The organism is Paenibacillus sp. A14 (assembly GCF_036864815.1).
Lineage (GTDB): Bacteria > Bacillota > Bacilli > Paenibacillales > Paenibacillaceae > Fontibacillus > Fontibacillus sanfengchensis.
Genome location: NZ_JBAGJD010000012.1, coordinates 92,377 through 109,570, shown reverse-complemented (window position 1 = coordinate 109,570; position 17,194 = coordinate 92,377). Strand labels below are relative to the sequence as shown.

General features: G+C 51.8%; 19 protein-coding genes, 2 rRNA genes and 1 riboswitch. Of the genes, 19 read left to right on the top strand and 2 right to left on the bottom strand.

Annotated features, from left to right (window positions below; genetic code table 11):
* From V4U88_RS23110 to V4U88_RS23100, 3 genes are all read left to right on the top strand, one after another.
* Window positions 1–124, top strand: a 23S ribosomal RNA gene (locus V4U88_RS23110); the annotation flags it as partial.
* A 114-nt stretch (window positions 125–238) separates the two neighbouring features.
* A 5S ribosomal RNA gene (gene rrf, locus V4U88_RS23105) occupies window positions 239–355 on the top strand.
* A gap of 742 nt (window positions 356–1,097) precedes the next feature.
* A complete protein-coding gene (locus tag V4U88_RS23100) occupies window positions 1,098–1,469 on the top strand; it encodes a hypothetical protein (protein ID WP_334075593.1) in 372 nt (123 codons plus the stop codon).
* A gap of 132 nt (window positions 1,470–1,601) precedes the next feature.
* Here V4U88_RS23100 and V4U88_RS23095 read toward each other — a convergent pair whose 3' ends face one another.
* Entirely contained in the window at window positions 1,602–2,126 is a 525-nt protein-coding gene (locus V4U88_RS23095) for a hypothetical protein (RefSeq protein WP_334075592.1), read from the bottom strand.
* Between the two features lie 242 nt (window positions 2,127–2,368).
* On the opposite strand from V4U88_RS23095, the gene V4U88_RS23090 reads away from it, so the two are divergent.
* The 10 genes from V4U88_RS23090 (at window position 2,369) to rsmI (ending at window position 9,900) form a co-directional block, all read left to right on the top strand.
* Window positions 2,369–2,554 carry a sigma factor G inhibitor Gin gene (locus V4U88_RS23090; protein ID WP_334075591.1) on the top strand — a complete coding sequence of 62 codons (186 nt, stop codon included), beginning with the start codon at window positions 2,369–2,371 and terminating at the stop codon, window positions 2,552–2,554.
* 210 nt (window positions 2,555–2,764) lie between these two features.
* Window positions 2,765–4,294, top strand: a complete 1,530-nt coding sequence (locus V4U88_RS23085; protein ID WP_334075596.1) for an aminotransferase class I/II-fold pyridoxal phosphate-dependent enzyme — start codon at window positions 2,765–2,767, stop codon at window positions 4,292–4,294.
* A complete protein-coding gene (gene tmk / locus V4U88_RS23080; protein WP_334075590.1) occupies window positions 4,291–4,941 on the top strand; it encodes a dTMP kinase in 651 nt (216 codons plus the stop codon). The genes V4U88_RS23085 and tmk overlap by 4 nt, the downstream gene beginning before the upstream one ends.
* A gap of 55 nt (window positions 4,942–4,996) precedes the next feature.
* Complete coding sequence (locus tag V4U88_RS23075; protein WP_148454187.1) at window positions 4,997–5,326, top strand: cyclic-di-AMP receptor; 330 nt, start codon at window positions 4,997–4,999, stop codon at window positions 5,324–5,326.
* 56 nt (window positions 5,327–5,382) lie between these two features.
* Window positions 5,383–5,826 (top strand): YaaR family protein, encoded by a 444-nt coding sequence (locus V4U88_RS23070; RefSeq protein ID WP_213509075.1) that lies wholly within the window; start codon window positions 5,383–5,385, stop codon window positions 5,824–5,826.
* Window positions 5,827–5,865: 39 nt separating this feature from the next.
* Complete coding sequence (gene holB / locus V4U88_RS23065) at window positions 5,866–6,840, top strand: DNA polymerase III subunit delta' (RefSeq protein ID WP_334075589.1); 975 nt, start codon at window positions 5,866–5,868, stop codon at window positions 6,838–6,840.
* Between the two features lie 116 nt (window positions 6,841–6,956).
* Complete coding sequence (locus V4U88_RS23060) at window positions 6,957–7,757, top strand: PSP1 domain-containing protein (protein WP_213509073.1); 801 nt, start codon at window positions 6,957–6,959, stop codon at window positions 7,755–7,757.
* A gap of 51 nt (window positions 7,758–7,808) precedes the next feature.
* Window positions 7,809–8,177: an initiation-control protein YabA gene (locus tag V4U88_RS23055; protein WP_334075588.1), complete on the top strand. Its 369-nt coding sequence runs from the start codon at window positions 7,809–7,811 to the stop codon at window positions 8,175–8,177.
* Window positions 8,178–8,257: 80 nt separating this feature from the next.
* The gene (locus tag V4U88_RS23050) at window positions 8,258–9,016 is read left to right on the top strand and encodes a tRNA1(Val) (adenine(37)-N6)-methyltransferase (protein ID WP_334075587.1); all 759 of its coding nucleotides are present in this window, start codon (window positions 8,258–8,260) and stop codon (window positions 9,014–9,016) included.
* Window positions 9,013–9,900, top strand: a complete 888-nt coding sequence (rsmI, locus tag V4U88_RS23045) for a 16S rRNA (cytidine(1402)-2'-O)-methyltransferase (RefSeq protein WP_334075586.1) — start codon at window positions 9,013–9,015, stop codon at window positions 9,898–9,900. Before V4U88_RS23050 ends, rsmI begins: the two co-directional genes overlap by 4 nt.
* Before the next feature lie 141 nt (window positions 9,901–10,041).
* Here the strand turns inward: rsmI and V4U88_RS23040 are convergent, their stop codons facing one another.
* Window positions 10,042–10,296 carry an AbrB/MazE/SpoVT family DNA-binding domain-containing protein gene (locus tag V4U88_RS23040; RefSeq protein WP_148454200.1) on the bottom strand — a complete coding sequence of 85 codons (255 nt, stop codon included), beginning with the start codon at window positions 10,294–10,296 and terminating at the stop codon, window positions 10,042–10,044.
* 327 nt (window positions 10,297–10,623) lie between these two features.
* On the opposite strand from V4U88_RS23040, the gene V4U88_RS23035 reads away from it, so the two are divergent.
* From V4U88_RS23035 to yabG, 6 genes are all read left to right on the top strand, one after another.
* Complete coding sequence (locus tag V4U88_RS23035; protein WP_334075585.1) at window positions 10,624–11,913, top strand: HD domain-containing protein; 1,290 nt, start codon at window positions 10,624–10,626, stop codon at window positions 11,911–11,913.
* A gap of 12 nt (window positions 11,914–11,925) precedes the next feature.
* Window positions 11,926–12,717, top strand: coding sequence for a TatD family hydrolase (locus V4U88_RS23030; protein ID WP_334075584.1), 792 nt, complete (start codon window positions 11,926–11,928; stop codon window positions 12,715–12,717).
* A 193-nt stretch (window positions 12,718–12,910) separates the two neighbouring features.
* A riboswitch (cyclic di-AMP (ydaO/yuaA leader) is annotated at window positions 12,911–13,118 on the top strand.
* 258 nt (window positions 13,119–13,376) lie between these two features.
* Window positions 13,377–14,513: a 3D domain-containing protein gene (locus V4U88_RS23025; RefSeq protein ID WP_213509067.1), complete on the top strand. Its 1,137-nt coding sequence runs from the start codon at window positions 13,377–13,379 to the stop codon at window positions 14,511–14,513.
* 151 nt (window positions 14,514–14,664) lie between these two features.
* Window positions 14,665–15,231: a ribonuclease M5 gene (gene rnmV / locus V4U88_RS23020; RefSeq protein WP_334075583.1), complete on the top strand. Its 567-nt coding sequence runs from the start codon at window positions 14,665–14,667 to the stop codon at window positions 15,229–15,231.
* Window positions 15,228–16,124: a 16S rRNA (adenine(1518)-N(6)/adenine(1519)-N(6))-dimethyltransferase RsmA gene (gene rsmA / locus V4U88_RS23015; RefSeq protein WP_334075582.1), complete on the top strand. Its 897-nt coding sequence runs from the start codon at window positions 15,228–15,230 to the stop codon at window positions 16,122–16,124. Before rnmV ends, rsmA begins: the two co-directional genes overlap by 4 nt.
* Window positions 16,125–16,162: 38 nt before the next feature.
* Window positions 16,163–17,065: a sporulation peptidase YabG gene (gene yabG / locus V4U88_RS23010; protein ID WP_334075581.1), complete on the top strand. Its 903-nt coding sequence runs from the start codon at window positions 16,163–16,165 to the stop codon at window positions 17,063–17,065.
* Window positions 17,066–17,194 lie beyond the last annotated feature (129 nt).

Sequence of the window (17,194 nt, the reverse complement as noted above, 5' to 3'; positions counted from 1 at the left end):
CCCCCTCAAGATGAGATTTCCCAATTAGTAAGACCCCTTGAAGACGACGAGGTTGATAGGCCTGGGGTGGAAGTGCAGCAATGCATGGAGCTGACAGGTACTAATCGGTCGAGGGCTTATCCAAAAACAACTCCAAAAAGTGGCGTCAGGCTGAACAAGCCGATCTGAGCACTTGAGGAGACTAAAACGCAAAGCACGTTTCGTATCCAGTTTTCAGGTGATCAAACATCTGAACACGTTTGGTGGCGATGGCGGAGGGGTTCCACGCGTACCCATCCCGAACACGACCGTTAAGCCCTCCAGCGCCGATGGTACTTGGACCGAAGGGTCCTGGGAGAGTAGGACGTTGCCAAGCAACTAAGAAAGAGCACTACCGTATGAAGCGGTGGTGCTCTTTTTGTATGCCCTAATACAAATTGATGCAAATCTGCAACAATTTCCGAACGTGTGGGCCTCGAAAAGCGAAAAGGATGCAAATGTGCAGGCATTTTCGGCTCTCTCCCCCGAAGGGAATCTCAGCAGCAACAAAAGCCTGCAGATTTGCAGGAATATCGCACAGAAGGGCCCTCTACCCCAATAATTCCTGCAGATTTGCAGGATATCGCAATCTAAGTGGGTTTTATTTACTCTGGAAATGTTTTAAAGAGGTTAAGGATCCGTCAATTTATAGATCAAAGTAAGAAGAAACTGTAATGGGCTTTGTCATTTGTTTAGGAAAGAAGTGGGTTACAATTATAAAGGTAAATGATAGTACAAGACGGAGGGTCTTACCTAATGTTAGATCGATTTTCAATCTGAGTTTGTCTTTAACTGGGTATAGTGCAAGCCGATTACAAGTTGATTCTAAATGATTCCCTAAACTTCAGAAAGTACCAGAGGGAATGTAACCATTTTGTTACCGACAGGTAGAGGACTAACGGATATAATTAAGATTGGTGTTTTAGTGTTAGTTGAAAGGCCTACTGACATCCTGCATCCGATGTAATCATCGATGCATAAATAAATACTCAATTAGAATAAGGCAGGGTAAGGAGGGATACATCATGCGGCAAAGAGGAATTAGGCGTTCCTTGTGCTTCATGGGAGGAGTCTTGCTGATGTTGGTTATCATCGCAGGCTGCGGCACTTCCGAGCCTTCCTGGACGACGTTTGTCGGATCGGCGGTAGAGAAGAGTTTCCCGGTACCTAAGGAAGCTAAACGAACGGAGACCGCGATGAATAATTCGAAAATGGATTATGTTCATTATTCGTTGCCAGGCCTTAAGGAGAGCAGCAGCGTACCGGAGGCTTACGAGAAGGCCATTAAGGAGTGGGGCTGGACGGAGGAGAAGGAAGAAAGCGCGGGAACGACAAAGGTGTACCATAAAGATAGATTGGTAGTTCAACTGACAATACACGATAATGCCTTTACGGTATTGGTGCCCAAAATGGAAGGGAAATCCGTGATTCAAGGGTTGGAGAGTCCTTGACGAAGGGATGAACAATAATAATACGCCGCGCCGGCCAACGTCGCGCGAATATTTACGGTCTATACAAAGAAGCCGGATCCTGTTAGAACCAACCAACGAGGAGCCGGGCTTTTTTTTGTTATGTAAAAAAGGTTAGGACATGTAATACGAGGTATCGTGCTCGTTAAACTTGATCCACCCGTTTTTGGGCTGTTTTTTCAGTCCGGCCAGGATATAAAGCCGGGGAGCCAAAAACCAGAAATGCCATACCAGCAACGATACAATGAAAGACAGGGGAGACCAGGGGATCAGAATGGCGATGATACCAAGGCCGATCCAGGATGCATGCAGATGCACTTGGCGATAAGTGCTATAGCTTACGTATTGATCCGGCAAATAACCGATCCAGGGCAGACGCCGGGTAAACCGCCAGCGTTTGCGATAGGAATGGCTGGTAATTATGAGCACGGATCGTGCGATAACGAAGTGAATCCATAAAACAACGGGCACAGCAAGCACGAAATAAAATATACTCGTCCACGAGATGAAGATCATTTCCGCGATCAGCCAAATAAAAGGGAGAGTTAAGAAGCCTTGAATTAAAGGCTTGGGCAGAACGATTTTTTTTAATAGCCGATAATTGTAAAACGTCGCATTTCTTCCCGTATCAGCAGACATCTGAAACAGCAATCCTCCTTGGCCAAATTGAGTGCGTTTACAAAGGATGACTACAATGCCAGCAAAAAACACACCTTACTTTGTATATCGGTTGAAGTGAAACAATTTTTGAGTTGGGTGCCGTACAAACACGGACGGTCCCAAACCGGCATATATATAATATAGAAAACCAACTATGAAAAGGTTTAAAATAATAGAATCTGTGCCATACTGGTAGTAAAACATACAAGGTGGGATCGACAATGGACCAGCATGCCGAAAATACGTGCATTATTTGCGGGGAACCGAAGTCGGAAGGCATCCATATCGTATCGGAGTTCATTTGTGATGCCTGTGAGGCGGAAATGGTGCATACGGATGTACAGGAGGAAAAATATCATTTCTTCATTCATCGCATGAAGCAGATTTGGGTAGAAAAAAATGCATAAGGGCAAAAGGGGAGGGACCTGTTCTTTAAATTGACGGGTCCTTTTATGTTGCCCTTTTCAAAGGGAAAGCGTTACAATGAAACGAAAGACTTGTTGCTAGACAAGCGTTGAAAGGGTCAGATCATGTTGAATGCGGAACAGAAACATGGCAAGAAAGTGGAGGAAGTTAGCGAGACCATTCGGACCGATGATAACGATAAAGCTGCAGCGATGGGGGGAAGAGCTGCGGCAACAAAAAATACGACCGCAAGCGCTCCTTTATATACGGCTTTGCAGGAGTATATCGCTAAGCGGGACGCCTCTTTTCATGTGCCGGGGCATAAGAACGGTGCAGCCTATCGGGGAGGCACGGCGGGGGCCGAGCTCGCCGGGGTGTTGGCCTTGGACGTGACGGAAATTACCGGCACGGACGATTTGCACCACCCGGAGGGCGTCATTCGCGAGGCGCAGGAACTGGCGGCGGGCGTGTTTGGCGCGGAGGAGACGTTTTTTTTGGTTGGCGGCAGCACGGCCGGCAACCTGGCGATGATCCTGAGCGTGTGCACCGCTCCGGGAGATGTGCTGCTCGTGCAGCGCAATGTGCATAAATCCGTGATTCACGGATTGATGCTCGCAGGCGCGCACGCGGTGTTTCTGGCGCCGCAGCAGGACGCAGGCAGCGGCCTGGTGACCATCCCGTCGGAGCGGACGGTGCGTGAGGCCCTGCGCCGGTATCCCGGCGCCAAGGGGCTGCTCGTCACGCACCCGAATTACTACGGGATGGGAGCCTCGCTGCGCCCGCTGGCCGAGCTCTGCCACGCCGCCGGCGTGCCGCTGCTCGTGGACGAGGCCCACGGCGCCCACTTCGGCCTGCACCCGGCACTGCCGGAGAGCGCGCTGCAGGCCGGCGCCGACGGCGTCGTGCAGTCTACGCACAAGATGCTGACCGCGCTCACCATGGGCGCCATGCTGCATGTACAGGGCGGCCTGCTGGACCGTGGTCTGCTGCGGCAGCGGCTGGCGATGGTGCAAAGCTCAAGCCCGTCCTATCCGATTATGGCGTCGCTGGACCTCAGCCGAAGCAAGCTGCAATCGGAAGGGTCCGCCTTTTTCGAACGCGGCTTGGCCGCTGTGGAGCAACTGGAGCGGGGGCTTCGCGAACTCCCGCGCTTCGGGCTGCTGAAGCCGGGCGCAAGCGGAGATCATGTAGCATATGCTATACAAGATCCGTGGAAGGCCGTGCTCTACGATGCCACCGGCGAATGGAGCGGATACGAACTGCATGCCAAGCTGGAAGAAGGGGGCTGCGTCCCCGAAATGAGCGATGAACGGTACGTTGTACTGGCGCTTGGTCCAGGGACCACGAGTGAAGATGTCTCCCGCGTATTGCGAAGGCTGGGGCAGCTTTCGGCGATCGGAGAGGCCTCCCGTTTTTCCACGTGGAACATCCAAACCGATGCGAAATGGCCGGCGTGGGATGAGGTATCGTCGCCGGTGGCCTTCGGGCTTCGTCCGGTGGGGCCGGAGGAGAAGGAAACGATCCTCTTGGAGGATTGCGAAGGACGCCAAGCTGCCGAGATGGTAATCCCCTACCCTCCGGGCATTCCGCTTCTGTATCCGGGGGAGACGGTCAGCCGCCGAATGAAGGAGCAGTTAGTGGCGCTCCGCCGAGCCAAGGCCAAGTGCCAGGGGCCGGCCGATCCGACGTTAAAGACCATACAAGTGATTAAGCACAGGACGGAAAGCAGGGAAGGGCATTGAACGTAAAAAAACGGGGATTATTTATAACGCTGGAAGGCGGCGAAGGATCGGGAAAGACATCGGTCATCCATGAATTGGGTAAAGCATTAGAAGAGAGAGGAATTCCCTATCTCATAACCCGGGAGCCGGGAGGAATCCGGATCGCCGAGGAAATCCGCGAAGTGATCTTGAATCCCATCCATACGGAAATGGATAGTCGAACCGAAGCGCTTCTTTATGCGGCGGCCCGCAGGCAGCATCTTGCGGAGAAGGTGGAGCCGGCTTTGGCTCAGGGGATTACGGTATTGTGCGACCGGTTTGTCGACAGCAGTCTGGCTTACCAGGGCTATGCCCGGGGGCTTGGCATCGACGAGGTGCTGTCGATCAACTTGTTTGCGACCGCCGGCCGGTTTCCGGACATCACCTTTTATATGGATATTGAGCCTGAGGTGGGAATCGCCCGGATCGCTGCGGCCCAGGGCCGGGAAGTCAATCGGCTGGATCTGGAGGGAATGGATTTTCACCATAAGGTCAGGGAAGGCTATGAGGTTCTGGCGGCCATGTATCCGGATCGCATTCGCAAGGTGGACGCGTCGGTCAGTCTCGATGAGGTGGCAACGGAGATAAGGGGCCGGCTTGCCGCGGCTTTAAAGGATTTTGGACTGTAAATGTCAAATAGTAAAGAGAGCTATTCAATCATAAGTTAACGAGGAGGGGCTGCAAATGAAACTGATCGTTGCAATTGTCCAGGACAAAGACAGCAACCGGTTGTCCAGCGCGTTGGTGAAGGAAAACTTCCGGGCGACCAAGCTGGCGAGTACCGGAGGGTTTCTGCGGGCGGGGAATACGACGTTCATGATCGGGGTAGATGATAACCAGGTTGAAGCCGTGATGAATGTGATCCGTAACAGTTGTAAAGTACGCGAGCAATTGGTTACCCCGGTTACCCCGATGAGCGGAACTACCGATTCGTATTTACCGTTGCCGGTGGAGGTTCAGGTTGGAGGAGCTACGGTTTTCGTTCTGCCGGTAGATCGGTTTGAACATTTTTAAGGCAAACCATTAAGTCCATTTAGATTATAGATTATAGAAAGACGGCGGTGATTGCTGTGAAAATAGATCCGGGTTACCGGCCGCTAAAAAGCGGTCTGGGTATCAATGAAAATGCGGCCAAGCCGGTTCAGGCGAAAAGCTTCTCCGACGTCATGCAGCAGCATGGCACACAGGCATCCAAGGAAGAGCTGAATCGCAAGTTTAAAGAGATACAAATGCAGGGGGATCGGCTTGCCCATTCCATGACGATCCGGGAACTTAAGGCATACCGCCTGCTTGTGAAACGATTTTTGGAGGATACGGTCCGCCGGGGCGTAGGCATTAAAGAAGCTCGGGGCTGGGATCGGCGCGGGCGCGGCAAACGCTACAAGCTGTTGGATGAAGTGGATGCCGCCCTGCTGGCCATGGCCGATGAGCTGCTGGAGACCGAGGAAGGAAAAATCGAGCTCCTGCAAAAAATCGGCGAAATCCGAGGGATGCTGATCAATCTCTGTTTTTAGAGTCGGCGCTCCCCTCTTTTGGAAAGGTAGACCAGAATTATGTCTTTCAAGGATATTATCGGGCAGGAGGCGGCGAAGCAACTATTGCAGAGCGGCCTCCGCCAACATCGTATTTCCCATGCATATATATTCAGCGGCCCGCCGGGAAGCGGACAGAAAGAAATGGCCTTGGCGTTTGTTCAGGCCTTGTTTTGTACCTCGGGGACCGAGGAGGCCTGCGGGGAGTGTCTGGAATGCCGCAAATTGCTGCATGGCAATCACCCCGACCTGCATGTCATCGCACCCGAGGGGGCAACGATCAAAATCGATCAAATCCGCGATTTGCAGCGCATCTTTTCATACCGTTCGGAAAGCGGTAATCCTAAGGCGTATATTATTGAGCAAGCAGACAAAATGACCGTGCAGGCGGCGAACAGCCTACTGAAGTTTTTGGAAGAACCCCCTTCTCCGGCGTTGGCGATTCTGCTCTCCGATAATGGACGCGCCCTGCTTCCGACGATTCAATCGCGGGCCCAGTGGGTACCATTCCAGCCGGTTGATCCGGAGACGATGCTGCAAATTCTGTCTGGCGAGGGTTTTTCCGGAACGCTGGCCCGCTGTGCCGTCCAAGTGGCGGCCGGACCGGAGGCATGCCGCGAACTGCTGCGCCAGAATTGGTTTGCAGAAATTAGAAACGTAGTGTTACAATTAGGGAAGGAGACCGCTGGCCGTGGCGGAACTCCGTTGGTTACAGCGCAGCAAAGCGTATTTAAAGCAGGTTTAGGCGATCATTTGGACATGCTCTTTGACCTTTTCCATTTGTGGTTTAAAGACATGCTCCATGCGCTCCATCAAAGACATGATCATATCGTTTTTATAGATGAGCTGGATTTTATTCGTAGACACGCTTCCTCCCGCAATCCGGGGCAATGGATCGATGCCATGGCGCTGGCCGCGGAGAGCAAGAAGAAGCTGCGCCAGCATATGAATAGCCAGCTCTGCCTTGAGCAGTTCCTGATCGGTATTGGCGGATAACGCCGACCTCAGGCTTTTAGCGATTTCGGACCAGACAGTTAAACTTTCTCCCGTGCAAGAACATGGGTTTTTACAGAATTTGTGTGTTTTTTATAGGTATACAAGGGGGTTAGTTTTTGTACACTGTAGTAGGTGTCCGTTTTAAAAAGGCGGGCAAAATATATTACTTCGACCCGCTGGAGCTTCCCGTAGAGAAGGATCAGAGTGTGATCGTCGAAACGGCGCGCGGGATCGAGTACGGTAAAGTGGTTGTCGGCAAGAAGCAGGTCGGAGAGAATGATGTCGTGCTTCCGCTGAAGAAGGTCATCCGGATCGCCGATGAGTCCGACGCCCGTGTTGTTGAGGAGAACAAGTTTGCGGCAAAGAATGCCTTTGCTACATGTTTAAATAAAATCAAAGACCATGATTTAAAAATGAAGTTGGTCGATGTGGAATTTACGTTTGACCGCAATAAAATTATTTTTTATTTTACGGCGGAGGGCCGGGTCGATTTCCGTGAATTGGTTAAGGATCTGGCCAGCATTTTTCGGACCCGGATCGAGCTGCGGCAGATCGGTGTTCGCGACGAGGCCAAGATGCTTGGCGGTATCGGGCCCTGCGGGCGGGTATTATGCTGCTCTTCCTGGCTCGGCGACTTTGAGCCGGTGTCGATCAAGATGGCCAAGGATCAAAGCTTGTCCTTGAATCCGACCAAGATATCGGGGCTTTGCGGCCGATTGATGTGCTGTTTGAAATTTGAGCATGATAATTATGAAAGCGTGCGAGAAGAGCTCCCTTCGGTCGGGAAATTGGTCGTCACTTCGCTGGGTGACGGTAAAGTGGTCGGCTTGAACGCGGGGGCCCGGACGGTTCATGTACAGCTGTTTGAAATCGGCAAAGTCAAGGAGCTCCCGCTCGACGATGTCGTCGTGAAATAGAAGACAATACATTCAAGAAAGACTTTAGAGAATGGACTCTGGGGTGGGAACTTGGAGAATAAGGATATATTTAATCATATGCAGGCGCTGGAAAAACAAATGGGTAAGGTTCACGGCCAATTTAGCACGCTGATGCTGGAGGTCAAGAGGCTGCTGGAAGAGAATCAGCAGCTTCGCCTGGAGAACGAGAAGATGCGCAAAATTCTGAAAGGGGAGGGGGCGGAAGGCAATCCGCCCACCGATTCCCCGGCTTCTCCGGCACCGATGCCGGAGGGCGGCGAAAGCATCGATATCGTCGGTGAAGGGTACGACAATCTGGCGCGTCTTTATCACGAAGGGTTCCACATCTGCAATGTCAATTACGGACATTTGCGCACGGAAGGCGACTGCCTGTTCTGCTTGTCTTTTTTGAATAAATAACGAACCGTAGGGATGCTTCCTACGGTTTTTTTTAAAGATTTAAGAAATTTCGATTACTTTTTACAGAATGGAAGATCAATTTGAAGAAGCAACCTGTACTCTATGAAAAAGAGCGTATCGACGACCTGCTGACTCACGAGCTGGGGATTATTCAAAGCGACGAGGTGTTCAGCTTTTCGATGGATGCCGTGCTGTTGGCCCGGTTTGCCCAAATTCCGGGCCGCGGGCACGTGCTGGATATGTGTACCGGCAACGGCGTTATTCCGCTGCTGCTGTCGACCCGCAGTCGGGCAAAGATCGACGGCATTGAAATCCAGCCGCGGCTTGCGGATATGGCCCGGCGGAGCGTGGAGATGAACGGGCTTACGGAGCGGATCAGAATACGCGAAGGGGATCTACGGGAGCTCCCTAAGGAGAAGGACCGTCCGGTTTACGATGCCATTACCGTTAACCCGCCATATATGCCGCTGACGGGGGGAGATTTGAAGATCAATCCGCACCAAGCCATCGCCCGGCACGAAATCCACTGCACGCTGGAGGAGGTCATAGCTGCGGCCATGCGGCTGCTTCGACCCGGCGGCAAATTCTTCATGGTACATAAACCCCAGCGTCTTGGGGAAATGATGACCTTACTGCGCCAATACCGGCTCGAGCCGAAAATCGTTCGCTTTGTTCATCCCCGAATCGGGGCGGAAGCCAACATGGTGCTGATTGAGGCATTGCGCGATGGCAAGCCGGATGTTCGGATCCAGCCGCCGTTGATTGTTTACGACGAGTCCGGCAGCTACTGTCGGGAAATCATGGATATCTATTACGGACCAAAAGAGGGAGAAGCATGAGTCTAACGATACAGAAAAGTTTTGCGGAAGCGCAGGGTACCCCATACGGTAAGTTATACCTGGTGGCTACGCCGATTGGCAATCTGGAGGATATGACCTACCGGGCCGTCAGAACGCTGCGGGAAGCGGACATTATTGCGGCGGAGGACACGCGGCAAACCCGCAAACTGTTGACGCATTTCGAAATTTCGCCGGGCAAGCTGCTCAGCTACCACGAGCATAACAAGGCGGCGAGCGGGCCGGAACTAATTCGGTTTATAATAGAAGGAAAAAATTTGGCCCTGGTTAGCGACGCCGGATTACCGGCCATTTCCGATCCGGGCAGCGATTTGGTGAAACTGGCGGTAGAAGCCGGAATTTCGGTGATTCCGATCCCGGGGGCCAACGCGGCTTTGTCGGCGCTGATCGTATCCGGCCTCTCTACCGAACGGTTTCAATTTATCGGTTTTCTGCCACGGGATTCCAAAGAGCGCGACGTTCTGCTCCGTTCGCTGGAGGACGAGGCGAGCACATTGTTGTTGTATGAATCTCCCCATCGGGTGATCAAGACGCTGGAGGCTATTCTGGAGGCCTGGGGGGACCGTCGGATCGTGTTGGCTCGTGAGCTGACGAAAAGATACGAAGAGATGGCACGGGGCCGTGTGAGCGATTGCTTAGCGTGGCTGACGGAACATCCGCCGCTGGGGGAATACTGCCTGGTGGTGGAAGGTGCGGATCCCGTCAAGATCAAAGAGAGAAAGGACGCTTGGTGGCAAGAATTATCGATCGAGGCGCATGTGCGCCACTATGAGGAAGAGCAAAATCTCTCCCGAAAAGAAGCGATGAAAAAAGCGGCCTCCGACCGGGGAATGACCAAACGCGACGTCTATAAATTGTTAATATAATGGGGCTCCCTTTGGATCACGATAAAAAAAGCGTACAAAAAAAGGGGCCTTACAGGCCGGGTTCAAGCCTGAAGGCGCCAAGGAGATATGAAAAAGGTTAGAATTAACAGTTTTTAATAAACCTATTATATACTATATTTCTTAATTTGTCACAGGGGTAGGAAGTTCGGTCAAACATTCCTGGCAAACAATTTTGCCTTTGAAGTAAGTGACGTTCTCAGCATTGCCGCAGAAAATACAAGCGGGCTCGTATTTCTTTAGCATAATGCGCTCGCCGTCGACATAAATCTCGAGGGCGTCCTTCTCACCAATACCGAGCGTGCGGCGCAATTCGATAGGAATTACGACCCGTCCCAATTCGTCTACTTTTCTTACGATACCTGTTGATTTCATCATAACCGATGATTGCCCCTCTCGCTATAATTTAAAAGTGTCATTATTCGACAAACTTCTATCTTTTATGATAATTATAATACCAACCATTGCCAGATCAGTCAACCTATTTATGGTAGAGTTCAGTATAATTTCTAATTCTAAGCTTTTTGAGGTCATGATGCAATGGGATTTTCGGCGTTTTAGCCCGCAATTTATAGATTCGACATCTTGGAAGTTACTATATTGACTTATTACGACAAAATTCGACATAAACCTACGACATCAGTCACAATCCTTCTTTATTTATCAAAAAATATTTTTTGAAATTAAGAAAGGGGACTTTATGCCATGCACCTTCAGCTTCGGGAAGAAAAAGTTTTTAAGGATCCTGTTCATAATTATATTCACGTTCAGGACGAAATGATTTGGTCGCTAATTAACACGGCGGAATTTCAAAGGCTGCGGCGGATCCGCCAATTGGGAACCTCCTATTTAACCTTCCACGGAGCCGAGCATAGCCGTTTCTCCCACTCCTTGGGCGTTTACGAGATTACACGTCGCATTATATCGCAGTTTGAGCGCGCCCATTATCCGGATTGGCCGCAGGAGGAAAAATTGGTCGCTTTATGTGCGGCGCTGCTGCATGACCTGGGGCATGGTCCGTTCTCCCATTCCATTGAGCAGGCGTTTCAGATGCATCATGAAGACTGGACCTGTAAAATCCTGCTCGGAGATACTGAAGTAGGCGAGGTGCTGCGGAGACATGCCGAGGATTTCCCCGAGAAGGTTGCCGCGGTCATCCGCAAAGATTATGAGCATCCCATCGTGGTAAACCTGGTTTCCAGCCCGCTCGATGCGGATCGCATGGATTATTTGTTAAGGGACGCCTACTTTACCGGCGTTAACTACGGAACGATCGATATGGACCGGATATTACGGATGCTGCGCCCTTTCCAGGGCCGGATTGTCGTCAAGGAATCGGGAATGCATGCGGTGGAAGACTATTTGATGTCCAGGTATCAAATGTATTGGCAGATTTATTTCCATCCGGTGACGCGCAGTTCGGAGATTATTCTACGGCAAATTTTTCGGCGGGCCAAGGAGCTGCATGCGGGGGGACACGAGTTCCGGTTTCTACCGGAGCCGCTGCCGGGTCTGTTCAAACGGGATTTGACCGTACAGGAATACCTGCTGCTTGACGAAGCTTTGGTACAAACCGCCTTTATGCAGTGGAGGAACGAATCGGACGAGTTGTTGAGCGATTTGTGCGCCCGTTTTTTGAACCGTAAATTGTATAAATATGTAGAAGTGGAGTCGCTGGACCTGGAAACGATTGACGAAATTCGCGCTGCCTTCGGAAGAGTCGGGCTTCATCCGGAATATGACCTGGAAATTGATTTTCCGACCGATCTGCCTTATGATGTGTTTCGTCCGAACGGCGAATTTCGCGATAAACAGATCCTGTTATTGGACCGGCAGGACCAACTGAAGGAAATTTCCGAGGTATCGGATATTGTGCGTTCCATTAGCGGTCTGCACCGGGGCAAGTATCATTTGTACTACCCGGAGAATAAATTGAGACCGGTTATGGACCGGCTGCCGCGGCATATCGCGGAATATTTTGAACAGGGAACGTAGGAGGGACAACCCATGGAACTATTTGATACACATACGCATATGGATGCGCCCCAATTTGACGAAGATCGTCATGAAGCGATTGAACGCGCTTTGGCGCAAGGCGTGACGCGGATGATCAACATCGGTTTTAACCGCGATACGATTCCGACGACGATGAAGCTGGCGGAGACCTATGACTTCATTTATGCGGCGGTAGGCTGGCATCCGCAGGACGCCATTACGATGAAAGAAGAGGATCTCGACTGGATTGCAGAATTATGCAAACATGAAAAGGTTGTCGCTATCGGGGAAATCGGCCTGGATTACTATTGGGATACGTCTCCGAAAGAGGTTCAGCACGAGGTATTCCGCAAGCAAATCCGGCTGGCCAGAGAGCTGGGAATGCCGATTTCCATACATAACCGGGATGCCCACGAAGACGTTGTTCGGATTCTGCGCGAGGAGCGGGCGAACGAGATCGGCGGGGTCATGCATTCCTATTCGGGCAGCTGGGAAATTGCCAAAATGTGTCTGGATTTGGGATTTCATTTGTCGTTTGGCGGACCGATTACGTTTAAAAATGCAAAGCAGCCCAAAGAGGTGTTGGCGAAGACGCCTTTGGACCGATTGCTGATCGAGACAGATTCCCCATATCTTACTCCACATCCATTTCGTGGAAAAAGAAACGAGACGGGTCACGTCCGATTGGTCGCCGAGGCCGCTGCCGAGTTAAAGGGGATCTCGGTGGAGGAAATTGCCGTTATTACGACCCAAAATGCGCTGGAACGATTTGGTATCCCGAGTAATCGGGAGAAAAACCGATGAAAAAAAGAGCATTTCGGAAAGATTAATGCTTTTTAACCAACTCCAGTGAGTATATTACATTTTTTTAACCAATTATTAAAATAAACGTTGTTGATTCGTCCTTTACAACATGCATCGAAACAGGATAGAATCTTTTCAGTAATCGATTTGGGGTCGTTAACATGCCGTTGACGATTCCGTTATATGGTTCCATGAACCAGTCTCGCTGAGTCTCCGAACATGGAGAACGGGGGAACCGACTACAGTGCCGAAGGGATATCCATCCGGACTGTAATTGATTTCTTTATCGGGTCTTTGGGGTGAATTCAAGGTCATTGCGCCGTGAGCGAATGACGGAGAAAGGGCGGCTCTCTGCGTCCTAACCCGACAGCTAACCTCGTAAGCGTACTAAGAGAGGGCAAACTCGTGCATCCTATTACACCCAGACATTCGGAAGCCACGAAAGAGAGCCTCTTACTCTTTCTAAGGCTTCTTTTGTTTTGAATAAACGTAATAGGGTCATCATACTGTGTTAAACAGGAGGTGACTTGATGCCGGGTAGACTGGAACGGGATGCGGAATGCGGCTTTCATTAGGCATTTCGTAAAAATGAAATGTAGTCACGTCATATGTAACACGATTCGACCTAGACGGCGGGACTATGAAGGAGGACGGAAGAAATGGGCATTTTCCGCAATGAGGAATCCCATGAATCGCGCTCATCCAGCATGTCTTACGCAATGCGGTGGAAACAAGAACATCTACGTCAGATTTCGGTCGTCGGAATTTTGTCCATCGCGGTAGTTCTCATCATCCTGATTTGGTTTTACAGCCAAAGCAACAAAAAAGTATACTTGGTTGTTGACGGGCAGAGTCAGCAGATCGAAACCCGGAAATCGCTGGTCAATCAAGTGCTGGAAGAGCAGTCCATCGTTTTGAAGCCGGAGGATAACGTATCTCATTCCCTGGCCAGTTCGATTCAAGACGGGGACCGGATTGTCATCCATCGCGCCGTGCCGGTCAAGGTAAGCGTGGATGGAACGACAAAGACCCATTTCACGACACAGGATAGTGTCCGGAAAGCAATCGAGGAACTTGGCGTCACTTTGGGGCAGGAAGATAAAGTTACACCGGCCTTGGACAGCAAAGTCTCGGCGAACTTGAACATCAAGGTCGTCCGCGTTACCAGACATAAAATACAGACTACGCAAAACGTTCCTTTCACCGTGGTGAAAACCTCCGACAAGAATCTGCTCAAAGGAACGACAAAGGTGATGTTCCCCGGGAGCGAAGGCGTTGTAGTCCATAACATCGAAAAAGTGTATGAAGACGGAAAGTTCGTGTCCAAACACTGGCTCGGCAAAGAGGTCAAAAAGGCAGCTTCGCCGAAAGTCGTTGCCGTGGGCACGAAGAAACCGACAGCAGTCGCATCCGCCAGCATTTCCCGCAGCGCCAACGCGGTTAATATCAGCGGCCTTACGACGAAAGGCGGCGTCTCTTTTAAATATAAAAAAGTGCTCAAAAACGTGACTCTTACGGCCTACTCCGCCGAGGAGGACGGCATCGGCACGCGCACGGCTTCCGGTACCCGGGTAGCGGAGGGAAGAACGATCGCGGTCGACAAGGATGTCGTTCCTTTGGGATGGTGGGTTTATATCGAAGGGGTCGGTTTCCGCAAGGCTGAGGATACCGGCGGAGCCATCAAAGGCCACAAAATGGATGTGTATTACGATTCCTTGAAATCGGCGAAGAATTTTGGACGCAAAAAAGGCCGGACCGTTTACGTCATCGGACCGACCAAACCGGAATTGAACTGACCGGAGCGTTTACTTTGCCTTGGGAATGGGATAATATTAGGATGATGAATAAGACGCGGATAAGAAGAGGAGAAATCCTCTTCTTTTTGTTATTGTGATGATGGAAGCTATCAGCGGTCTTTAAACCAAAACGAAAGAGGTAAGTGCGGGGATGATCAAGGAGGTCATTGTGGTCGAGGGCCGGGACGATACGGTCGCCGTCAAGCGGGCGGTGGAGGCCGACACGATTGAGACGGGAGGGTCGGCCATTAATGAGGCGACCCTACGCAAAATTGAGTTGGCTATGGAACGCCGGGGGGTCATTATTTTCACCGACCCGGATCATGCGGGGGAGCGGATCCGCAAAATCGTGGCGAAGCGGGTACCCGGCTGCAAGCATGCTTTCCTTCGGGAAGCGGACGCGACGAAGGCCGGCGACATCGGTGTGGAGAACGCCTCGCCGGAAGCCATTCGCGAGGCGTTGGAGCGAGTCCGCACCGAGGCCCCTCCGGAAGAAGAGGCGGCTCCCGCTCAGATCGACTGGGAGGATCTGATGGCGGCCGGGTTGATCGTTCATCCGCGGGCGGCCGAGCGTCGGCGTTTTATGGGTGAACGGCTGGGAATAGGATATTGCAACGGGAAGCAGTTTTATAAACGGCTCGCCATCTTCCGGATCAGCCGCGAAGAGTTTGCGGGCGCGCTGGCCCAATTGGAGACGAAAGAGGCGAAGAACGAATGACGATGAGAGACGAAGTGGCAACACCGCGCCGAACGAAGGAAATTATTCAGCGGCATGGTTTTTCATTCAAAAAAAGCTTGGGTCAAAACTTTTTGATCGATCAGAATATCCTCGGCAAAATCGTCGGCGCCGCCGAATTGGACAAGTCCAAAGGGGCGCTGGAGATCGGGCCGGGGATCGGCGCTTTGACGGAGAAGCTGGCGCAGCAGGCGGGGCGGGTTGCCGCCGTTGAGATCGATCAGCGGCTTTTGCCGATTCTGGAAGAAGTCCTGGAGCCCTACCCTCAGGTTCATGTGATCCATGGTGATGTGCTTAAGCTTGATCTTCATGCGTTATTTGCGAGCGAATTCAAAGAATGCGAGAAAGTCAGCGTGGTGGCCAACCTGCCATATTACGTGACAACGCCGATTTTGATGAAGCTGCTGGAGGCCGGCCTTCCCCTGGAGAACATCGTGGTGATGATTCAAAAGGAAGTGGCCGAACGGATGGCGGCCGGACCCGGCGGCAAGGAATACGGCAGCCTCAGCATCGCCGTGCAGTATTACAGCGAGCCGGAGCTGGTATGCATCGTGCCGCACAGCGTATTTATTCCGCAGCCGAACGTGGAATCGGCGGTGATCCGGCTGAAGGTCCGCAGCGCGCCGCCGGTGGCCGTGACGGAAGAGGCGTTCTTCTTTGAGGTAGTTCAGGCCGCCTTTGCGCAGCGCCGCAAGACGATCTCCAACAACCTCAAGAGCCGCTTCTTTCCGGGCGAGGGACGGGAGCGCCTGGAGTCTTTGCTGGCTGAGGCCGGTATCGAGCCGGCGCGCCGGGCCGAAACGCTCAGCCTGGAGGAGTTCGCGAAGCTGAGCAATACCCTGCATGCGGCGGGAATCGGCGGTTCAAAGCTGTAACCAATCCCTCTTTTCGCCCATACGATGGGGTAGAGGTGATGGAGTTGACGAATTTGGGAGACTTGGTCGTCCGCAAATCGTACGGTGGAGATATTACGTTCCGCGTCGAGCGTTTTGTGAGGGAGCAGGCCATTATCAAAGGAACGGAGTTTCGGCTGCTAGCCGATGCGCCGATATCGGATTTGGTGGTCGTGAACGCGGATATGCCGGGAGAAAAAACGAAGCGTGCCCGGATCAAGGCAACCGAATCTCTGCAGCGGCTGCAAAAAGATCGGCTGGACCTGACCGAGCGAAATCGGTCGTCTTTGGGCCGCGATTTTATTCCGCAGGGGGAACCGTCGTTTTTTGAGGTACCGGGTAAGGTCCTGCATTTGGACGGGGATGAGGGGTACCTGAAAAAGAGCCTGAGCCTGTACGAAAAGCTCCGTGTACCGGCACACGGCTATTACGTTACGGAATCGGCGATGGCTGGAGCGCTGTACCGCCTGCTGCCGAACATCCAGCCCGATATTTTGGTGGTGACCGGACATGACGGGGTATTAAAGAACCGCCCGACGGCGGACTTGTATAATTTATCCAGCTACAAGAACTCGAAGCATTTCGTCGAGGCGATTGCGGCGGCCCGCCAGTATGAACGCAATTTCGATGCGCTGACCATTGTCGCGGGCGCCTGCCAATCGCATTTCGAAGCGCTGCTGCAGGCGGGGGCGAATTTTGCCAGCTCGCCTTCCCGGGTATTGATACACGCCCTGGACCCCGTTTATATTGCGGCTAAAGCCTCATTGACCTCGATCCGCGACACGATCCATATTACCGATGTGTTGACGCATACGATCAGCGGCACTCAGGGAGTCGGCGGTATCGAAACCCGGGGCAGCTACCGGATCGGATTGCCGAAACTCAAAGATTTATCCGCGTTAAAGGTCATTCCCTCGATGTAAAATCGAGGGATTCAAGAGGTTGCGGACAGCCTCCAAAAAAAATCGTTGACAACGCTTTTTTACTGCTGATATAATTATTTATTTCGATTTGACAAGTGACTCCTTTTCATGTATAATTGATACAGAAGG

What these genes read in the sequence shown, in the direction of transcription:
- V4U88_RS23100 (WP_334075593.1), top strand. Translation starts at nt 1,098, where the DNA reads ATGTTGGTTATCATCGCAGGCTGCGGCACTTCCGAGCCTTCCTGGACG.
- V4U88_RS23095 (WP_334075592.1), bottom strand. Translation starts at nt 2,126, where the DNA reads ATGTCTGCTGATACGGGAAGAAATGCGACGTTTTACAATTATCGGCTA.
- V4U88_RS23090 (WP_334075591.1), top strand. Translation starts at nt 2,369, where the DNA reads ATGGACCAGCATGCCGAAAATACGTGCATTATTTGCGGGGAACCGAAG.
- V4U88_RS23085 (WP_334075596.1), top strand. Translation starts at nt 2,765, where the DNA reads ATGGGGGGAAGAGCTGCGGCAACAAAAAATACGACCGCAAGCGCTCCT.
- V4U88_RS23075 (WP_148454187.1), top strand. Translation starts at nt 4,997, where the DNA reads ATGAAACTGATCGTTGCAATTGTCCAGGACAAAGACAGCAACCGGTTG.
- holB (WP_334075589.1), top strand. Translation starts at nt 5,866, where the DNA reads ATGTCTTTCAAGGATATTATCGGGCAGGAGGCGGCGAAGCAACTATTG.
- rsmI (WP_334075586.1), top strand. Translation starts at nt 9,013, where the DNA reads ATGAGTCTAACGATACAGAAAAGTTTTGCGGAAGCGCAGGGTACCCCA.
- V4U88_RS23040 (WP_148454200.1), bottom strand. Translation starts at nt 10,296, where the DNA reads ATGATGAAATCAACAGGTATCGTAAGAAAAGTAGACGAATTGGGACGG.
- V4U88_RS23035 (WP_334075585.1), top strand. Translation starts at nt 10,624, where the DNA reads ATGCACCTTCAGCTTCGGGAAGAAAAAGTTTTTAAGGATCCTGTTCAT.
- V4U88_RS23030 (WP_334075584.1), top strand. Translation starts at nt 11,926, where the DNA reads ATGGAACTATTTGATACACATACGCATATGGATGCGCCCCAATTTGAC.
- V4U88_RS23025 (WP_213509067.1), top strand. Translation starts at nt 13,377, where the DNA reads ATGGGCATTTTCCGCAATGAGGAATCCCATGAATCGCGCTCATCCAGC.
- rnmV (WP_334075583.1), top strand. Translation starts at nt 14,665, where the DNA reads ATGATCAAGGAGGTCATTGTGGTCGAGGGCCGGGACGATACGGTCGCC.
- rsmA (WP_334075582.1), top strand. Translation starts at nt 15,228, where the DNA reads ATGACGATGAGAGACGAAGTGGCAACACCGCGCCGAACGAAGGAAATT.
- yabG (WP_334075581.1), top strand. Translation starts at nt 16,163, where the DNA reads ATGGAGTTGACGAATTTGGGAGACTTGGTCGTCCGCAAATCGTACGGT.